The sequence below is a fragment of the Streptomyces sp. NPDC020884 genome (assembly GCF_044333935.1).
Taxonomy (GTDB): Bacteria; Actinomycetota; Actinomycetes; order Streptomycetales; family Streptomycetaceae; genus Streptomyces.
Window position 1 is genome coordinate 134949 of the sequence record NZ_JBIRRY010000009.1, and the last position, 14026, is coordinate 148974.

Genomic DNA, 14026 nt, shown 5'->3' on the forward strand with positions numbered 1-14026 from the left:
TGCTGGTTACTTGTAGTAGTCGTTGATGCGCGACACGGACAGCTCGTCCCCGCCGACCGTACGCAGGTCCGTCGCGATCTTGACCGTGTCCTTCGCGTGCTGGGCGCGGGAGTAGTCGAGGTGGTTGGAGATGTGCGCGCACGCCTCTTTGAGCGTTCCCGCCTTCGTGTTCCAGGCGTCGTGGAGCTCGGTGAGGGCGGAGCCCATGTCCAGCCCGTCGTTGAACAGCTGGATGGACGCGTCGAAGGTGTTCTGCCGGGCGTGGTCGGACGCCGTGGAGAAGTGCTGGCGCAGGGTGTGGGCCAGGTTCCCCAGCGCGCCGAGCACGTCGTCGTGCACGACCAGGTCTCCGTCGCCGCCGCTCCCGCCGGGTTCGGGAGCGACCTTGTTCAGCTGCATGGACGCGTCCTGCTGCGCCCGCGCCTTCGCCTGCTCCCACTCGTCCCAAGCCATAGGTCCTCCGTGAAGCCGTACATCGATTCTTCTGCCGCCCTGGGGCCGACTGTTCCCCTACGTTATCTTCGCTTCTTGATCGTTTGCTGGGCGGGCGTTGGCCGCATGCCGAGCGGCAGGTGAGAGGTCGCCTTCCGTTTCTTCTTGTCATGGTCCGGGCAACTCATGCAGAGTCGACCCCCATTGCCACGTGCTGATGTGTCAGATGAGTCAGGAGCGAGAAACCATGCGAACTCCGCCGATACCGCCGATGTCCCCCGGCAGCCGAAGTGCCGACCTCGCCGGTGTGAGCGCCCGGCTTCCCACCCGCAACCGGTTCGCCGCCCGCAGGGGCACCGCTCGTACCGGCGCCACCCGCACCGCCACCGTCCTCGCCGCCGCCGGACTCCTCGTCCTCGGCACCGCCTCCGCCGCCCACGCCGACCCGCCGGGCAGCCTCCCCCAGAACGCGGGCGGTTACGAGCAGGCGTTCTCGCCCGCCTTCGACTACGACGGCGACGGCTGCTACGCCACCCCCGCCATCGGCCCGGACGGCACCCTCGCGCCCGGCCTGAACACGACCGGCGCGATCAACGGCAGCTGCCGGGACCAGTGGGACCTGGACAACTCCCAGACGTACGCCCGCTCGAAGTGCAACAACGGCTGGTGCGGCATCGTCTACGCGGGGTACTTCGAGAAGGACCAGGCCGTCCACGGCAGCGGACTCGGCGGCCACCGGCACGACTTCGAGCATGTGATCTCCTGGGTCAACCAGGGCTCCAACCAGGTCGATTACGTCTCGACGACGCAGCACAGCACCGTCAAGACCTACCCGCGCTCGCAGGTGCGGTTCGACGGCTCGCACCCCAAGGCCGTCTACCACAAGGACGGTCCGAGCACGCACTTCTTCCGCCTCGCCAACGACAACGACGAGCCGCCGGAGAACCACTACGGAAACTGGCGCTACCCGCCGATCGTCGACTGGAACGGCTTCCCCAGCACGGAGTTGCGCGACAAGCTCATGAACGCCGACTTCGGGTCCGCGACCATCAAGGTCACCGACAAGGACGACCGCTTCCGCAACCTGCTCAACAACTCCAAGCCCGAAGGGATCCCCTTCGACCCCTGGGCCTGACGGGTCGCCGACACAGTGCGTCTTCTGACCGATGTCGCCGTTCTGGAGAACGGCCGCGCCAAGGCGGTGCGGTTCGCGACGCTCGACGCGTTCTGCCGGGTGCTGGAATGTCGGCCGGGGGACGTGCTGCGCTTGGTGCCGGATGAGTGAGCCGGGGGAGGGGATGATGCCGGGCGACCGTCAGTCTGTCGGCAGGGTCAGCCCAGGGTGAGCTGTAAGTGGGCCGTCTCCCGGTAACCGGCGTCCGGAGGGGTGACCTCCAGCGTTACCGGGGCCCCCTTCCGGGCCGGCTTCAGACGGACCGGGGCGGTGCGCTCGTCGTCCTCGGGGAGCGGCGGCACGAGGGCGGAGGCGGACTCCTCCCGGTTCAGCCAGTTCACGTCGTAGCCGGGGGCGTAGTCCTGGCCGGATTCACCGGGCTCGACGTCGAGCGTGCCGGGGAACGCCTCCTCGCCGAGGCGCAGTTCTTCGTCAGTGCCGTTCTTGAAGGTCACGGTGACGCTGTAAGTGCCGTCGTCGTGCGGTTGAGCATGGCTGACGGTGACCCACAAGCCGTCCTCGTACCGGGCCGTCATCCCGGGGCCGAGAGGCTGGTAGGCGCTGCCCGAAGAGCCGGGCTGCTCCATCTGCCCGTCGCCGTCGAGCCCCTTCTCGAACTCCGTGAGCGCATGCGCTCCCAGCGCGATCAGTGCGAAGAAGGCGATCAGGGCGATCGCGCAGCCGTAGAACCCCCGCGAGCCGGCGGCGGGAGACGTGTCTGTCGCGGTGGCTGCTGCTTCCGTGTCCATGCCGGCCACGCTAGGCAGCGGTCGGCGGGCGATCATGAGCGCGGGTACTCAGGGGCGGTTGAGTAGGCACGAGGGCCCGCGCCCCTGTCCGGTGAGGACGGGGCGCGGGCCCTGCGGTGTACGGCAGTGGGGTCAGCGCTCGGCCGCGAACTTCACGAAGGCGGTCCACGCCGGTGCGGTGATGAGGAGCGCGGGGCCTGCGGGGGCCTTGCTGTCGCGTACGGGGACGATTCCGGGGTAGCCGTCCGCGACCTCGACGCAGTTGTTGGGGCCGCCGTCGCTGTAGGTGGACTTGCGCCAGATCGCGGTCGAGAGGTCGGGCGTGCGCTTCATGATCCTCTGAACTCCTTCAGGACGCCCCTGATGAACGCGATGGAGTCAGGCGGGGGCAACGCCCGATCCCGTGCCCGATCGTAGGACAGCCGGGCGCGCGTGACATCGGCCGAATCTTCCAGCAACTCACCGCACCGGTTGCCCTCCGTATAGGCAACGGCGCTTCCGTCCTCCTGCCACAGGAGCGTAAGCGCACCGTCCATCAGGTGGTGGGCTCCGGCCGAGAACGGCAGGACCTGAAGCGTGACCATCGGCAGCTCCGCGATCTCGATCAGATACTCCAACTGGGCTTCCCACACCTTCGGGTCACCCACCGGACGCCGCAGTCCGGACTCGTCGATGATGATCCGAATGGTCGGGGCCGGGTTGCGGTGGATCAGCTGTTGACGGCCCAGGCGTGCTATGACCTGCTCCTCGACCGACTCCGCCTCGCTCGCCGTTTCCTGAGCGCCGGACAACAGTGCGCGTGCCACGTCCTCGGTCTGGAGCAGCCCCGGAATGCCGAGCGTGAACAGATGCATGATGCAGGCTGTGAGCTCCAGCCGCATGAACTCCTTGTACTTGTCCTTGAAGACCTCCCGCCGCGCCACCTTCCACAGCTCCACCAGCAGCCCGCCCGTGTCGTAGAACCGGTCCAGGTCCTCCATCACCGCCAACTTCGAGAGCCGTTTCCCCGCCTCAAGGCGTGACAGGTAGCTCTTGTCGTAGCGGGTCTTCTCGGCGAGCTGGCCGAGCGACAGCCCCGCTTTCTGCCGTAAGTAGCGCAGGGCGCTCCCCAGCGCCGCGCGCCCCGACTCCGCTTCCGCTTCGGCGACTTCGGTCATCCCCGACCCCTTGCTGTTGTCCTGTTCGCAGGCAATCGCGTGCCTCTGTCGAGCGTAGGGCGGCGACCGTGACGATGGGGCCACGAACGGTGATCGCCACCCGTCAGGGGCACCCCCCTCGCGCTAAGGACGAATGACATGACCGACATCTCACAGCTCCGCCTCCTCCCCTGGAGGTCGGACGAAGGCAAGCCCTGCTACCTGAGCACCGGCGACCCGAACAGCAGGTTCTCCCGACTCGCCGACGAGATGGAGGAGGAGCAGATCGAGTGCGGGAACGTCGTCCTGGAAGGCGCGCAGGAAGTGCTGGCGGACGGGTCGGCCGGGGAGGTCGCCCTGCGGTTCGCGTTGACGCAGGCCGTCCTGTCCCTGCGGGAGGTGCTGGTCGTCGCGCACAGCCGGGGGCGGAGGCTCCCCGACGTGCCGGTCCGCTGACAGACTGGGGCCATGCCACCGTCCAGCCCCCGCCGCCTCTCCCTCCAGCAGATCGTCGAAGGGCAGCGCCGCGCCGCCTTCGTCGGGCGGGAAGCCGAACTCAACCTGTTCCGCGCCAACTTCGCCCTGCCGCCCGAGGACCCCCGGCACCGGTTCGTCTTCCATGTGCGGGGCAACGCGGGGGTCGGCAAGACCTCGCTCGTACGGGAATGGCGGGGCGCGGCAGGGGAGTTCGGGGCGCTGACCGCCTCGGTCGACGAGAGCACCGACTCCGTGCCGGACGTACTCGAGGCCGTAGCCGCGCAGTTCGCCGAGCAGGGGCACCCGCTCAAGGCGCTCGATCGGCTGCTCGCCGGCTACCGCCGCACCCTCCACGACGCGGTCGGCCGGCTGGCTGCGGACCAGGAGGCCTCGGGCGGGGACCCTTCGCCGGGAGCGCTCGCCGCCGCGCAGGCCGGGCTCATCGCGGCCGGGGCGATTCCGGTCGTCGGGGCGCTGGCCGGAGGCATCGACCCGGCGGTCGTGGCGCGGGGCGCGGGCGGGCTGCGGGCGGTGTTCGGGGGGCGGGCCCGGCAGCAGGAGGAGGCCCGGCTGCTGGCGGAGCCGGTGCGGGTCCTCACGCCGGTGTTCGTCGCCGAGATCGACCGGGTCGCGGACGCGGTGCCCTGGGTCGCCCTGTTCCTGGACACCTACGAGCGCACCGCGCCCCAGCTGGACCGGTGGCTGGCGGACCTGCTGACCCCGGGGCGGTACGGCGAACTGCCCGCCAACCTCGTCCTGACCCTGGCCGGTCAGCGCCGCCTCGACCCCGTGCACTGGGGCGACCGGGGCCGCCTGGTCGCCGACGTACCGCTGGGGCCGTTCACGGAGGCCGAGTCGCGCCAGCTCCTGTCGGGACGCGGCGTGGTGGCGGAGCCCGCCGTACGGGAGGTGCTCCGGCTCTCCGGCGGGCTGCCGGTCCTGGTGTCGACGCTCGCCGCCAACCCCGGGGCGGCCGGCGAGGCGAACGCCACCGCCGTCGAACGCTTCCTCGCCGGGGAGAGCGACCCGGCCCGCCGGGCGGCCGCGCTGGCCTGCGCGCTGCCCCGCCGGTTCGACGAGGACCTGGTGGCCGTCGCCGTCGCCGCACCGCAGGACGGGCCGCACGCCGTGCCGGGGCTCTACGACTGGCTGCACGAGCTGCCGTTCGTCGCCGAGCGGCACTCCGGCCACTCCCGCTACCACGCCGTCGTCCGGGCCCCGATGCTCCGGCTCCAGCGCACCGGGTCGCCGCGGCGCTGGAAGGCGGCGCACGACCGGCTGGCCGAGGCGTTCGCGGCCCGGCGGGACGCGGCGGCCGAGGGCATCGACCCGGAACGCCTCTGGGCCGAGCAGTCCTGGCGGCGGGCGGCCCTGGACGTGCTCTACCACCGGCTCTGCGCCCGCCCCCGCACCGCGCTGCCCGAGGCCCTGCGCGCCGGGATCGCGCTGTGCTCCCAGCGGCCGTCCCGGGCCCGGCACTGGGCCCGGATCCTCGTGGAGGCGGGCGAGGACGCGGACAACGCCGTACTGCGGGACTGGGGCCGGGACCTGCTCGCCGCCATAACCGACCACGGGCCCCGCCCCACCGCGGCCCTCGGGCTGCTGCTGACCCGGGCCGAGCTGACCGACACCGACCGGGCGGCCGCCCTCGTGGCGCGCGCCTGGGACCGCTTCCGGGCCCGGGAGTTCGACGCGGCGCTGTCCGACCACGGGCGGGCCATCGCCGTCGACCCGAACTGCGAACGCGCCCACCAGGGCCGGGCGGTGATCCTGCGGTCGCTCGGCCGCTACGAGGACGCCCTCGCCGACCTGGACCGGGCCGAGGAGATCGCGCCCGCCTGGGCCTGGGCGGTGCGCGAGCGGGGCGAGACCTACCGGCGGATGGGCCGTCTGGAGGAGGCCCTGACCGTCCTGGACCGGGCGCACGCCCTGGATCCCGCCGACGCGGTGCCGCTCGCCAGCAGGGGGCTGGTCCGCCATGTGCTGGGCCGGCACGAGGAGGCGCTCGACGACTTCGACCGGGCGGTCGCGCTGTGGCCGGAGTACGCCTGGGCGCTGGTCCGGCGGGCCCGGGTCCGCACCGCGCTGGGCGACCCGGTGGGCGCCCTCGCCGACCTGGACCGGGCCGAGGAACTGACCCCCGGGCGGGCGGGTACGGAGGGGGAGCGGGGCGAGGTGTACCGGGCGACGGGCCGGCACGAGGAGGCCGTCGCCTGCTACGGCCGCGCCCTCGCCCTGGACCCCGACTACGCCTGGGCGCACGGCAGCAGGGCCCTCGCGCAGGAGGCCCTGGGGCGGCTCGGGGAGGCGCGCGGGGACCTCGACCGGGCGCTGGAGCTGGACCCGGATTACGGGTGGGCGCGGGCGCAGCGGGAGCGGCTGGGCCCGGCCGGTGCGCCGCCTGCGGGCTGATCCGCGCCGCGCCCCGCCGCCGCCCGCACCGGTCAAAAACGACCTGCGGGACGTCCGTCGACATACCCGTACGTACCCGGGTCGCCCCCTCTACCCCCCGTTCCCGTTCGATTACAGTGCTTGCGCGGTCGCCCGCCGAGGGCCGTACAGACGCACGCGGTGCCGGGAGCAGTGACGGGGAGGGGCGGGGTGAGCACAGGGACCACGGTGGTCTGGGGCCGGGCCGAGCAGCAGGACTTCCGCAGTCGGGTCCGCGGGGCCCTGCTCGGCGGGGCCGTCGGGGACGCACTCGGGGCCGGAGTCAACGGCCTCTCGCTGGAGGAGATCCGCGCCGCCCACGGGGTCGAAGGGGTCGCCGACTATCTCGTCGCGCACGGCAGACGCGGTGCCGTCACCGCCCTCACCCAGCTCACCCTGTTCACCGTCGACGGACTGATCCGCGCCCAGGTCCGCCGCGACACCGGGGCCTGGCACCCGCCCACCGATGTGCACCGGGCCCATCTGCGCTGGGCCGCCACCCAGCACGACTGGGGGCCCGACGAACGCCGCGAGGACAACGGCTGGCTGGCCGCCGAGGAGTGGCTCTACGCCCGCCGCGCCCCCGCCCGGGAATGCCTGGGCGGCTTCGGCGACCCGGTCATGGGCACCCTCGACCAGCCGAAGAACCCCACCGCCCGGGACGCGGGCGCGCTGACCCGGTCCGCGCCGTTCGGGCTGCTCGTGGGCTGGGAGCCGGGGCTCGTGCTGCAACTGGCCGTCGAGTGCGCGGCCCAGTCCCACGGCCACCCCGCCGCCCAGCTGGCCGCCGGAGCCTACGCCGTACTCGTGCACGGGCTGGCGCGCGGGGAGAGCCTGGACGGTTCCGTGCAGCACGCGCTGGCGCTGCTCGTCGAACGCCCCGGCCACGAGCCGGTGACCGAGGCCCTGCAACAGGCCCTCGGCTCCGTGCGGCAGGGCATCCCGGGCCCCGCGCTGATCGAGGGGCTCGGTGCGAGCGACGCCGCCGAGGAGGTCCTCGCCGTCGCCGTGTACTGCGCGCTGGTCAGCGAGGACATCCGGCACGGGCTGCGGCTCGCGGTGAACCACAGCGGTCCCTCCCGCGCCACCGCGTCGGTCTGCGGGGCGCTGCTCGGGGCGCTGCACGGCGAGACCGCGCTGCCGCCGGCCTGGCTCGCGGAGCTGGAGGGGAGGGCCACGCTCCTCGAACTGGCCGACGACTTCGCGATGGAGATGACCCAGGGCCCCGCCCTGCACAGCCCGACCGCCGTCGCCCCCGGCTGGCTGGCCCGCTACCCGCGCGGCTGAGGGGCCGGGCTGCCGCCTCCGTCCTGGGCGGGGATCGTCGCGGCCTTCGCCGTGCCGTCGCCGTCGTCGTCCCCGTCGCCCTCGTTGATCCGGGCCAGGACCGCGTCGCGCTCCGGGGTGTCCTCCGGCTTCACGAAGCCGATCAGGATGTAGAGCACGAGCGAGACGGCCAGCGGTACGGACACCTGGTACTGGAGCGGCACCCCGCCCTCGACGGCCCAGTGGATCGGGTAGTTGACCAGCCAGAAGGCGAACAGGCCCGCACCCCAGCTGACCAGCGCCGCCGTCGGTCCGGACTTCCGGAAGGGGCGCAGCAGGCCCAGCATGAACGGGATGGCGATCGGGCCCATCAGCCCGGCGACCCACTTGATCACGACGGTGATGATGTCCTTGAACGCGGGCGAGTTGATCTGCGTCGCGATCGCCATCGAGAGCGCGAGGAAGGCCACGGTGGTCCAGCGGGCCGCGATCAGCCCGGCGCGTTCGCTCCAGCCGCGCGCCGCCTTCGAGAGGGTCGGGGCGATGTCCCGGGTGAAGACGGCGGCGATGGCGTTGGCGTCCGAGGAGCACATGGCCATCGTGTGGGAGAAGAAGCCGACGATGACCAGGCCCAGCAGCCCGTGCGGCAGCAGCTGTTCGGTCATCAGCGCGTAGCTGTCGGAGGCGTCCGGCTTCTGCGCGTCGACCAGCAGCGGGGCGCACCACATCGGGAAGAACAGCACCGCCGGCCAGACGAGCCACAGGACCGCCGAGAGCCGCGCGGAGCGGGTCGCGGAGGCGGCCGAGTCGGTCGCCATGTACCGCTGGGCCTGGTTCCACATGCCGCCGTTGTACTCGAAGGTCTTGATGAACAGGAACGCCATCAGGAACGTCACCGTGTACGGGCCCGCGGTCGGGTCCGCGTGCCCCTCCGGGAGCTTGTCCCAGACCGTCCACAGGGTGGAGAACCCGTCGAGCTTGCTCATCACGGCCAGCAGCATCGCCAGTCCGGCGAACAACTGGATGATGAACTGGCCCAGTTCGGTCAGGGCGTCCGCCCACAAGCCGCCGACGGTGCAGTAGATCCCGGTGACGACCCCGGTGATCAGGATGCCCTGGGTGATGGAGAGACCGGTGAAGACGGACAGCAGGGTGGCGATGGCCGCCCACTTGGCTCCGACGTCCACGATCTTCAGCAGCAGCCCCGACCAGGCGAGCGCCTGCTGGGTCTGGATGTTGTAGCGGTTCTTGAGGTACTCCAGCGGCGAGGCGACATGCAGCCGCGAGCGCAGCCGGTTCAGCCGGGGCGCGAAGAGCTTCGCGCCGATGAAGATGCCGATGGCGATCGGCAGCGACCAGGTCACGAAGGACGTGACCCCGTACTGATAGGCGATGCCGGCGTAACCGGTGAACATCACCGCGCTGTAGCCCGACATGTGGTGCGAGATGCCCGACAGCCACCACGGCATCTTGCCGCCGGCCGTGAAGAAGTCGCTGACGTTGTCCACGCGTTTGTGCGACCAGAGTCCGATCGCGACCATCACGCCGAAGTAGCCGATGAGTACAGCCCAGTCGAGACTGTTCATGTCCCCCTCCAGGGGTCCGCCTTGTGAACGGGAACGCACTTCGTCGGCACGGCCGTTCAGCGGCGTCCCCGTGCGGGAGCGGGGACTTCGGGGATTGAACCCCCTCCCGGGGCCCTCGGTCAAGGCTCTCGGCGGTCATGCATGTGAACGCAAGTCAGCAAGGCGAACGATTTTACTTGTTCTTGACCTTGTGGGGCGTTGTCGCGAACGTGACGGCGGCCACACGATGGGCGGGCACTTCGTCAGGCTGTGCAGAGAACGTCAGGAGCACGCGAGAACGCGACAACGCGCGAAGGCCGCACGGGACGCGGGTCCCGTGCGGCCGAGAAGTCGAGAGGGAGGGTGCCTCGTGCGGCAGTACGTCAGCGCATCAGCTCGCCCGCGTTGACCAGCAGCGACTGCCCGGTGATCGACCGGGCCCGGTCGGAGGCCAGGAAGGCGACGGCCTCCGCCACATCCCCGTCCGTCGCCAGCTCCGGCAGTGCCATCCGTTCGGTGAGCCGGGCCAGCACCTCGGGCTCCGGCACGCCTTCGGTGTGCGCGGTGAACCGGACGTACGCCTGTACCGGCGGCCCCCACATCCAGCCCGGCAGCACCGTGTTGACCCGGATCCGGTCCGGCCCCAACTCCCGGGCCAGGGAGTACATCGCCGAGGTGAGCGCCCCCTTGGATGCCGCGTACGCCGCCTGCCACACCTGGGAGGGGGCGGCCACCGCGGACTGGGTGCCGATCATCACCACCGAGCCGCCCCGCTCCTTGAGGGCGGGCAGGCAGGCCCGGGTCATCCGCAGCGTTCCCAGGAGGTTCACGTCGATGACCGACTGCCAGGTGGCGAAGTCCGCGTCCTGGATCCCGCCGAAGTAGCTGTCCCAGGCGGCGACATGGACCACCGCGTCGATGCCCCCGAACCGCTCGACCGCCAGCGCGGCCAGCGCCTCGCACTGCGCCTCGTCCGTGATGTCGGTCGACAGGTGGGCGGTGTGCCGGCCCTCCGGGTCGATCTCCGCCGCCGACTTGGCCAGATTCGCCGCCGTACGCGCCCCGAGCACCGCGCGCCCGCCGTCCCGGACGACGCTTGAAGCGACCCGGTGCCCGAGCCCCGGCCCCACGCCCGACACGATGACGGTCTTCCCCGCGAGCAACATCGGCGCCTCCCAGCCCTGGAAGTTCATCTGACGGACCGTCAGAGTAGGGGGAAGCGAGACCCGATGGAAGGGGAAGGGAGACGCGATGACCGATGACGCCGGGGCGGCAGGCGATGGGGCGGCGAGTGGCGGGGCGAGTGGTGGGGCGGCGAGCGAGCGGTACGCGGAGCTGGCGGGAGCGGGGCCGTACGGGGTCCGCCCGGGACACGCTCTGATCACCATGGTCGAACCGCATCCGGGCCATGAGTACGCCTACAACCGCTGGTACGAGGACGACCACTACTACGCGGGTGCGACGGCGATGCCGTGGATGTTCGCCGGGCGGCGCTGGGTGGCCACCAAGGACCTCCAGGGACTGCGGTACCCGGAGAAGTCGGCGGTGGCCCAGCCGGTCGGTGCCGGATGCTATCTGTCGACGTACTGGGTGACCGAGGGGCGCTACGACGACCACATGAAGTGGACCGTGGCGATCAACAGGAGGCTGAACCGGGACGGCCGGGTCTATCAGGACCGGACCCATGTCTTCACGGCCTTCCAGGACCACGAGGCCACCGTCTACCGCGACGGAGCCGCCGGTCCCCGGGACTTCCACGCCCTGGACCACCCGTACGCGGGCCTCGTCCTTCAGGTCGTCGACGCCGAGGGGCCCGAACGGCGGGCGGAGCTGCTGGAGTGGCTGCGCTCGCGCCATCTCCCGAAGCGGCTGAAGGGGTCACCGGCGGCCATGGTCACGGTGTTCCGGCCGACGCCTCTGCCCGGCGACCGGATGACGTATGTGAAGCAGGTCGAGGGGGTCGGGACCCGGCTGACGCTGCTGTGGTTCCTCCAGGAGGATCCGCGGGCCTGTTGGGAGGAGCACTTCACGGGCCTGGACGCGGCGGTCGCGGAGTCCGGCCTGGGGCGGGTCGAGCTGGTCGCCCCGTTCGTGCCGACCGTGCCGGGGACCGACCGGTACGTCGACCGGCTGCGGTGACGTCGGCAGGCGGTGGCGGGCGGTGGCGGGTGGTGCCGAGCCCCCTCGGCCAGGACGGCGAACCGGTCGAGAGGGCTCCATCAGGTCATGCGGTGATGCGGTCATGCATACGTGCGGTGGTGCAGTCGTACGGTGATGCGGTCGTGCGCTGATGCGGTCGTACGGTGATGCGTGGTCAGGCGTTGACCGTGCCGGTGGCGACATCACGCACGAACGCGTTCCACGCGCCGGGGACGAAGGTGAGCGAGGGGCCCTCGGGGGCCTTCGAGTCACGGACGGCGATGGACAGAACGACCGGGGACTTGACCTCGACGCACGCGCCGTTGCCCCCGGAATACGACGACTTCGTCCACTGGTCCGTAGCACCCTGATGAATGGCCATGTTCACTCCGGTTCAGAGAGTTGGGTGAGTCGCACCAACCTGATTCCGATTGGCGTGATCGACGCTACTCGCCAAGCCCCGTCCATGAGATGGCCGTTCACTCGACCGGATGGTCTTCTGCTGGTAAGCCTTCCGTGGTGAGTGGGCGGCGGTGTACCATGCCGCCGCCGCTCACTCAACGCTCCCCGGATCGCGTTGCGGACGCCCGCACAGGTGTCCTGATTCCGCTGGTGCAGCCAGGTGCCGCAGGCTTCCGTCGGCTCCCGCCAGGTCCGTCAGCTCGTGTAGGACTTGGCGATCTTGCTGATGAACTCCCGCGTCTGCTCCACGTTCAGCGCCTGCGCCCGCAGGTGCTCGTACATCACGCTGTAGCGCTGCACGTCGTTCGCCTTCTCCAGGTAGAGATCGCTCGTGACGCCCTCGATGTAGACGACGCTGGAGTCCGCGGCGTCCGGGAACTCCAGGATCGCGTACTGGCCGTTGATGCCCGGGTGCGCGCCCATGTCGAACGGCAGCACCTGCACCGTGACGTGCGGCAGGTGGGACTGCTCGACGAGGTGTTCCAGCTGGTCGATCATCACCTGCTTGTCGCCGACCAGCCGGCGCAGCGCCGACTCGTCGATCACGGCCCACAGCCGCAGCGGGTTCTCCGGCGCGTTGACCCGGTCCTGCCGCCGCGACCGTACGTTGACGCGCTTCTCGATGTCCGACGGAGGGGCCTCGGGCAGCGCGCCGCTGATCAGCGCCTCGGCGTACGCCCGGGTCTGGAGCAGGCCCGGGACCATCTGCGGCTCGTACACCCGCAGCGACTCCGCGTCGGTCTCCAGACCGATGTAGACGCTGTACGGGATGTCGCCGAAGGCGTGCCACCAGCCCTGCTGGCGGGAGTCCTTCGCCATCTGCATGAGCGAGTCCACGATGCGGTGGTCCTCGACCTCGTACACCCCGCAGAGGTCGCGCACATCGCGCTGGCTGATGGAGCGGCGGCCGTTCTCCAGGCGGCTGATCTTCGACTGCGAGACCAGCAGGCGCTCCGCCACCTCCTCGGCCGTCATGCCTTTGAGTTCGCGCAGGCGGCGCAGTTCCTGGCCCAACCTGCGTCGCCTGACAGTGGGATTGACGTTGGACGGCACGGAAAGTGCACCTCCGGCTATGTAGCTGTGCGTATCTACTGCTCAGCAGATTGCCACCCCTTGCCCCGGCCGCGCTGGGAAACGGCCACACGCAGGCCACAGGGGGCGTACGCACCGGTGCGCGGGAGGGCGCGCAAGCGCACGGGGCAGCCGGTGGTGGTGACTACCGGCTGCCCCGTGCGTGGTGCGGCTCCCGGACCGGGTCCTGTGACGACGGTACGGCGGTGTGCTGTTCTCAGGTCCGTGCGGTCAGCTCGCGGCGGTGTGCACCATGCTGCCTCGACGGGCCTGTGCTTGCGGCTGCAACGGAACGCCCGCTGCCTGCTGCGTACGGCGTGGCTGGACTGCCACTCCGTTCTGGACGTCCATCACGGCGTGCGCCACGAGTCCGCCCATCGGGTCGTGCCTGATCAGGTCCCGGAGCCGGGAGCGCGATGAGCGCCCCTCGTTCCCGGGGTACAGGTGCTTGCCGAGTCCGACCGCGTGGGCCAGTGCGGCGAGCGCCGCGGTCCGCGGGTCCGGCGGTACGCCGGTGCGGATCGCACTGTCCAGCCGGGCCCTGATGTCCCGGCTGATCGCCGTCTCCGTCGCTTGGTAGCGAGTCGTCGGCAGCACTCCGCACATCTGGCCCGCCACGGCATGAACCATGCCGCAACGCTCCAGATGAGCGAGATAGATCTGGCGCAGCCCCAGTCGGGGCCCGCCGATCCAGTGGACCGCCCGAACCGGGCTGCCACGACGGCGCAGCAGTTCCAGTGCGGAGTCCAGAGTCGGATCTCCTGTCGGCCGTGGCATCACCACGGCGATACGATCCCCGTCAGGGGCTATCCGTCCTGCCAGAGCCAGCTCCACTAGCTGTGCCCCGGCCAGGCCGAGGTCGAGCGACTGCGGCTGCGCTGTGGTACCCGTGGTCGGGTCCAGAGCGAGCAACAAAAGCTCCTCCGGGATTGTTCTGCGGCTCCTGCCCATCCATGCCTCCCCGCGTGGATGTCTGACAGGGTGACCCCTCTCACATTCATCTGTCGAGAGCGCCTGCCTGCTTTGTATGGGAACCAGTAGGTATGTCGTTCTCGTCTAGCAGCTCGGCCAGGGGTTCACACAGGACACTGGTAGATGGTTCGGACAGCGCGGGGTTGCCCCGCA

General features: G+C 70.8%; 15 protein-coding genes. 6 read left to right on the plus strand and 9 right to left on the minus strand.

Annotation, left to right across the window (positions count from 1 at the left end; genetic code table 11):
* Positions 1 to 6 precede the first annotated feature (6 nt).
* Complete coding sequence (locus ACH4UK_RS26305) at positions 7 to 453, minus strand: hypothetical protein (protein ID WP_398360161.1); 447 nt, start codon at positions 451 to 453, stop codon at positions 7 to 9.
* Between the two features lie 226 nt (positions 454 to 679).
* Here ACH4UK_RS26305 and ACH4UK_RS26310 point away from each other — a divergent pair, with 226 nt between their 5' ends.
* Together ACH4UK_RS26310 and ACH4UK_RS26315 are read left to right on the plus strand one after the other, a co-directional pair.
* The gene (locus ACH4UK_RS26310; RefSeq protein ID WP_398360163.1) at positions 680 to 1567 is read left to right on the plus strand and encodes an NPP1 family protein; all 888 of its coding nucleotides are present in this window, start codon (positions 680 to 682) and stop codon (positions 1565 to 1567) included.
* A gap of 15 nt (positions 1568 to 1582) precedes the next feature.
* A complete protein-coding gene (locus ACH4UK_RS26315; protein ID WP_398360165.1) occupies positions 1583 to 1717 on the plus strand; it encodes a helix-turn-helix domain-containing protein in 135 nt (44 codons plus the stop codon).
* A 47-nt stretch (positions 1718 to 1764) separates the two neighbouring features.
* Here ACH4UK_RS26315 and ACH4UK_RS26320 read toward each other — a convergent pair whose 3' ends face one another.
* The 3 genes from ACH4UK_RS26320 to ACH4UK_RS26330 all read right to left on the minus strand — a co-directional run bounded on the left by ACH4UK_RS26320 (position 1765) and on the right by ACH4UK_RS26330 (position 3512).
* Positions 1765 to 2355 (minus strand): hypothetical protein, encoded by a 591-nt coding sequence (locus ACH4UK_RS26320; RefSeq protein ID WP_398360168.1) that lies wholly within the window; start codon positions 2353 to 2355, stop codon positions 1765 to 1767.
* A gap of 132 nt (positions 2356 to 2487) precedes the next feature.
* The gene (locus tag ACH4UK_RS26325) at positions 2488 to 2688 is read right to left on the minus strand and encodes a DUF397 domain-containing protein (RefSeq protein ID WP_398360170.1); all 201 of its coding nucleotides are present in this window, start codon (positions 2686 to 2688) and stop codon (positions 2488 to 2490) included.
* A complete protein-coding gene (locus ACH4UK_RS26330; protein ID WP_398360172.1) occupies positions 2685 to 3512 on the minus strand; it encodes a helix-turn-helix domain-containing protein in 828 nt (275 codons plus the stop codon). The genes ACH4UK_RS26325 and ACH4UK_RS26330 overlap by 4 nt, the downstream gene beginning before the upstream one ends.
* 138 nt (positions 3513 to 3650) lie before the next feature.
* On the opposite strand from ACH4UK_RS26330, the gene ACH4UK_RS26335 reads away from it, so the two are divergent.
* The 3 genes from ACH4UK_RS26335 (at position 3651) to ACH4UK_RS26345 (ending at position 7685) form a co-directional block, all read left to right on the plus strand.
* Positions 3651 to 3947 carry a sulfatase gene (locus ACH4UK_RS26335; RefSeq protein ID WP_398360174.1) on the plus strand — a complete coding sequence of 99 codons (297 nt, stop codon included), beginning with the start codon at positions 3651 to 3653 and terminating at the stop codon, positions 3945 to 3947.
* Between the two features lie 12 nt (positions 3948 to 3959).
* A complete protein-coding gene (locus ACH4UK_RS26340; RefSeq protein ID WP_398360176.1) occupies positions 3960 to 6380 on the plus strand; it encodes a tetratricopeptide repeat protein in 2421 nt (806 codons plus the stop codon).
* A gap of 189 nt (positions 6381 to 6569) precedes the next feature.
* A complete protein-coding gene (locus ACH4UK_RS26345) occupies positions 6570 to 7685 on the plus strand; it encodes an ADP-ribosylglycohydrolase family protein (protein WP_398360177.1) in 1116 nt (371 codons plus the stop codon).
* Here the strand turns inward: ACH4UK_RS26345 and ACH4UK_RS26350 are convergent.
* Both ACH4UK_RS26350 and ACH4UK_RS26355 read right to left on the minus strand, forming a co-directional pair.
* Positions 7670 to 9250, minus strand: a complete 1581-nt coding sequence (locus ACH4UK_RS26350) for a sodium:solute symporter family protein (protein ID WP_398360179.1) — start codon at positions 9248 to 9250, stop codon at positions 7670 to 7672. The two genes, ACH4UK_RS26345 and ACH4UK_RS26350, sit on opposite strands and share 16 nt — an antisense overlap.
* Before the next feature lie 362 nt (positions 9251 to 9612).
* Positions 9613 to 10395, minus strand: coding sequence for an SDR family oxidoreductase (locus tag ACH4UK_RS26355; protein WP_398360619.1), 783 nt, complete (start codon positions 10393 to 10395; stop codon positions 9613 to 9615).
* An 85-nt stretch (positions 10396 to 10480) separates the two neighbouring features.
* Between ACH4UK_RS26355 and ACH4UK_RS26360 the strand changes: the two genes are divergently transcribed.
* Positions 10481 to 11368, plus strand: coding sequence for a hypothetical protein (locus ACH4UK_RS26360; protein WP_398360181.1), 888 nt, complete (start codon positions 10481 to 10483; stop codon positions 11366 to 11368).
* A 175-nt stretch (positions 11369 to 11543) separates the two neighbouring features.
* On the opposite strand, the gene ACH4UK_RS26365 is transcribed toward ACH4UK_RS26360, so the two are convergent.
* The 3 genes from ACH4UK_RS26365 to ACH4UK_RS26375 form a co-directional block, all read right to left on the minus strand.
* Entirely contained in the window at positions 11544 to 11750 is a 207-nt protein-coding gene (locus tag ACH4UK_RS26365; protein ID WP_398360183.1) for a DUF397 domain-containing protein, read from the minus strand.
* Positions 11751 to 12025: 275 nt separating this feature from the next.
* Positions 12026 to 12883, minus strand: a complete 858-nt coding sequence (locus tag ACH4UK_RS26370; protein ID WP_398360184.1) for a helix-turn-helix domain-containing protein — start codon at positions 12881 to 12883, stop codon at positions 12026 to 12028.
* 249 nt (positions 12884 to 13132) lie between these two features.
* The gene (locus tag ACH4UK_RS26375; RefSeq protein ID WP_398360186.1) at positions 13133 to 13852 is read right to left on the minus strand and encodes a GPP34 family phosphoprotein; all 720 of its coding nucleotides are present in this window, start codon (positions 13850 to 13852) and stop codon (positions 13133 to 13135) included.
* Positions 13853 to 14026 lie beyond the last annotated feature (174 nt).

Coding starts and splice junctions, on each gene's coding strand:
- ACH4UK_RS26305 (WP_398360161.1), bottom strand. CDS start 453: ATGGCTTGGGACGAGTGGGAGCAGGCGAAGGCGCGGGCGCAGCAGGAC.
- ACH4UK_RS26310 (WP_398360163.1), top strand. CDS start 680: ATGCGAACTCCGCCGATACCGCCGATGTCCCCCGGCAGCCGAAGTGCC.
- ACH4UK_RS26320 (WP_398360168.1), bottom strand. CDS start 2,355: ATGGACACGGAAGCAGCAGCCACCGCGACAGACACGTCTCCCGCCGCC.
- ACH4UK_RS26325 (WP_398360170.1), bottom strand. CDS start 2,688: ATGAAGCGCACGCCCGACCTCTCGACCGCGATCTGGCGCAAGTCCACC.
- ACH4UK_RS26330 (WP_398360172.1), bottom strand. CDS start 3,512: ATGACCGAAGTCGCCGAAGCGGAAGCGGAGTCGGGGCGCGCGGCGCTG.
- ACH4UK_RS26335 (WP_398360174.1), top strand. CDS start 3,651: ATGACCGACATCTCACAGCTCCGCCTCCTCCCCTGGAGGTCGGACGAA.
- ACH4UK_RS26340 (WP_398360176.1), top strand. CDS start 3,960: ATGCCACCGTCCAGCCCCCGCCGCCTCTCCCTCCAGCAGATCGTCGAA.
- ACH4UK_RS26350 (WP_398360179.1), bottom strand. CDS start 9,250: ATGAACAGTCTCGACTGGGCTGTACTCATCGGCTACTTCGGCGTGATG.
- ACH4UK_RS26355 (WP_398360619.1), bottom strand. CDS start 10,395: ATGTTGCTCGCGGGGAAGACCGTCATCGTGTCGGGCGTGGGGCCGGGG.
- ACH4UK_RS26360 (WP_398360181.1), top strand. CDS start 10,481: ATGACCGATGACGCCGGGGCGGCAGGCGATGGGGCGGCGAGTGGCGGG.
- ACH4UK_RS26365 (WP_398360183.1), bottom strand. CDS start 11,750: ATGGCCATTCATCAGGGTGCTACGGACCAGTGGACGAAGTCGTCGTAT.
- ACH4UK_RS26375 (WP_398360186.1), bottom strand. CDS start 13,852: ATGGGCAGGAGCCGCAGAACAATCCCGGAGGAGCTTTTGTTGCTCGCT.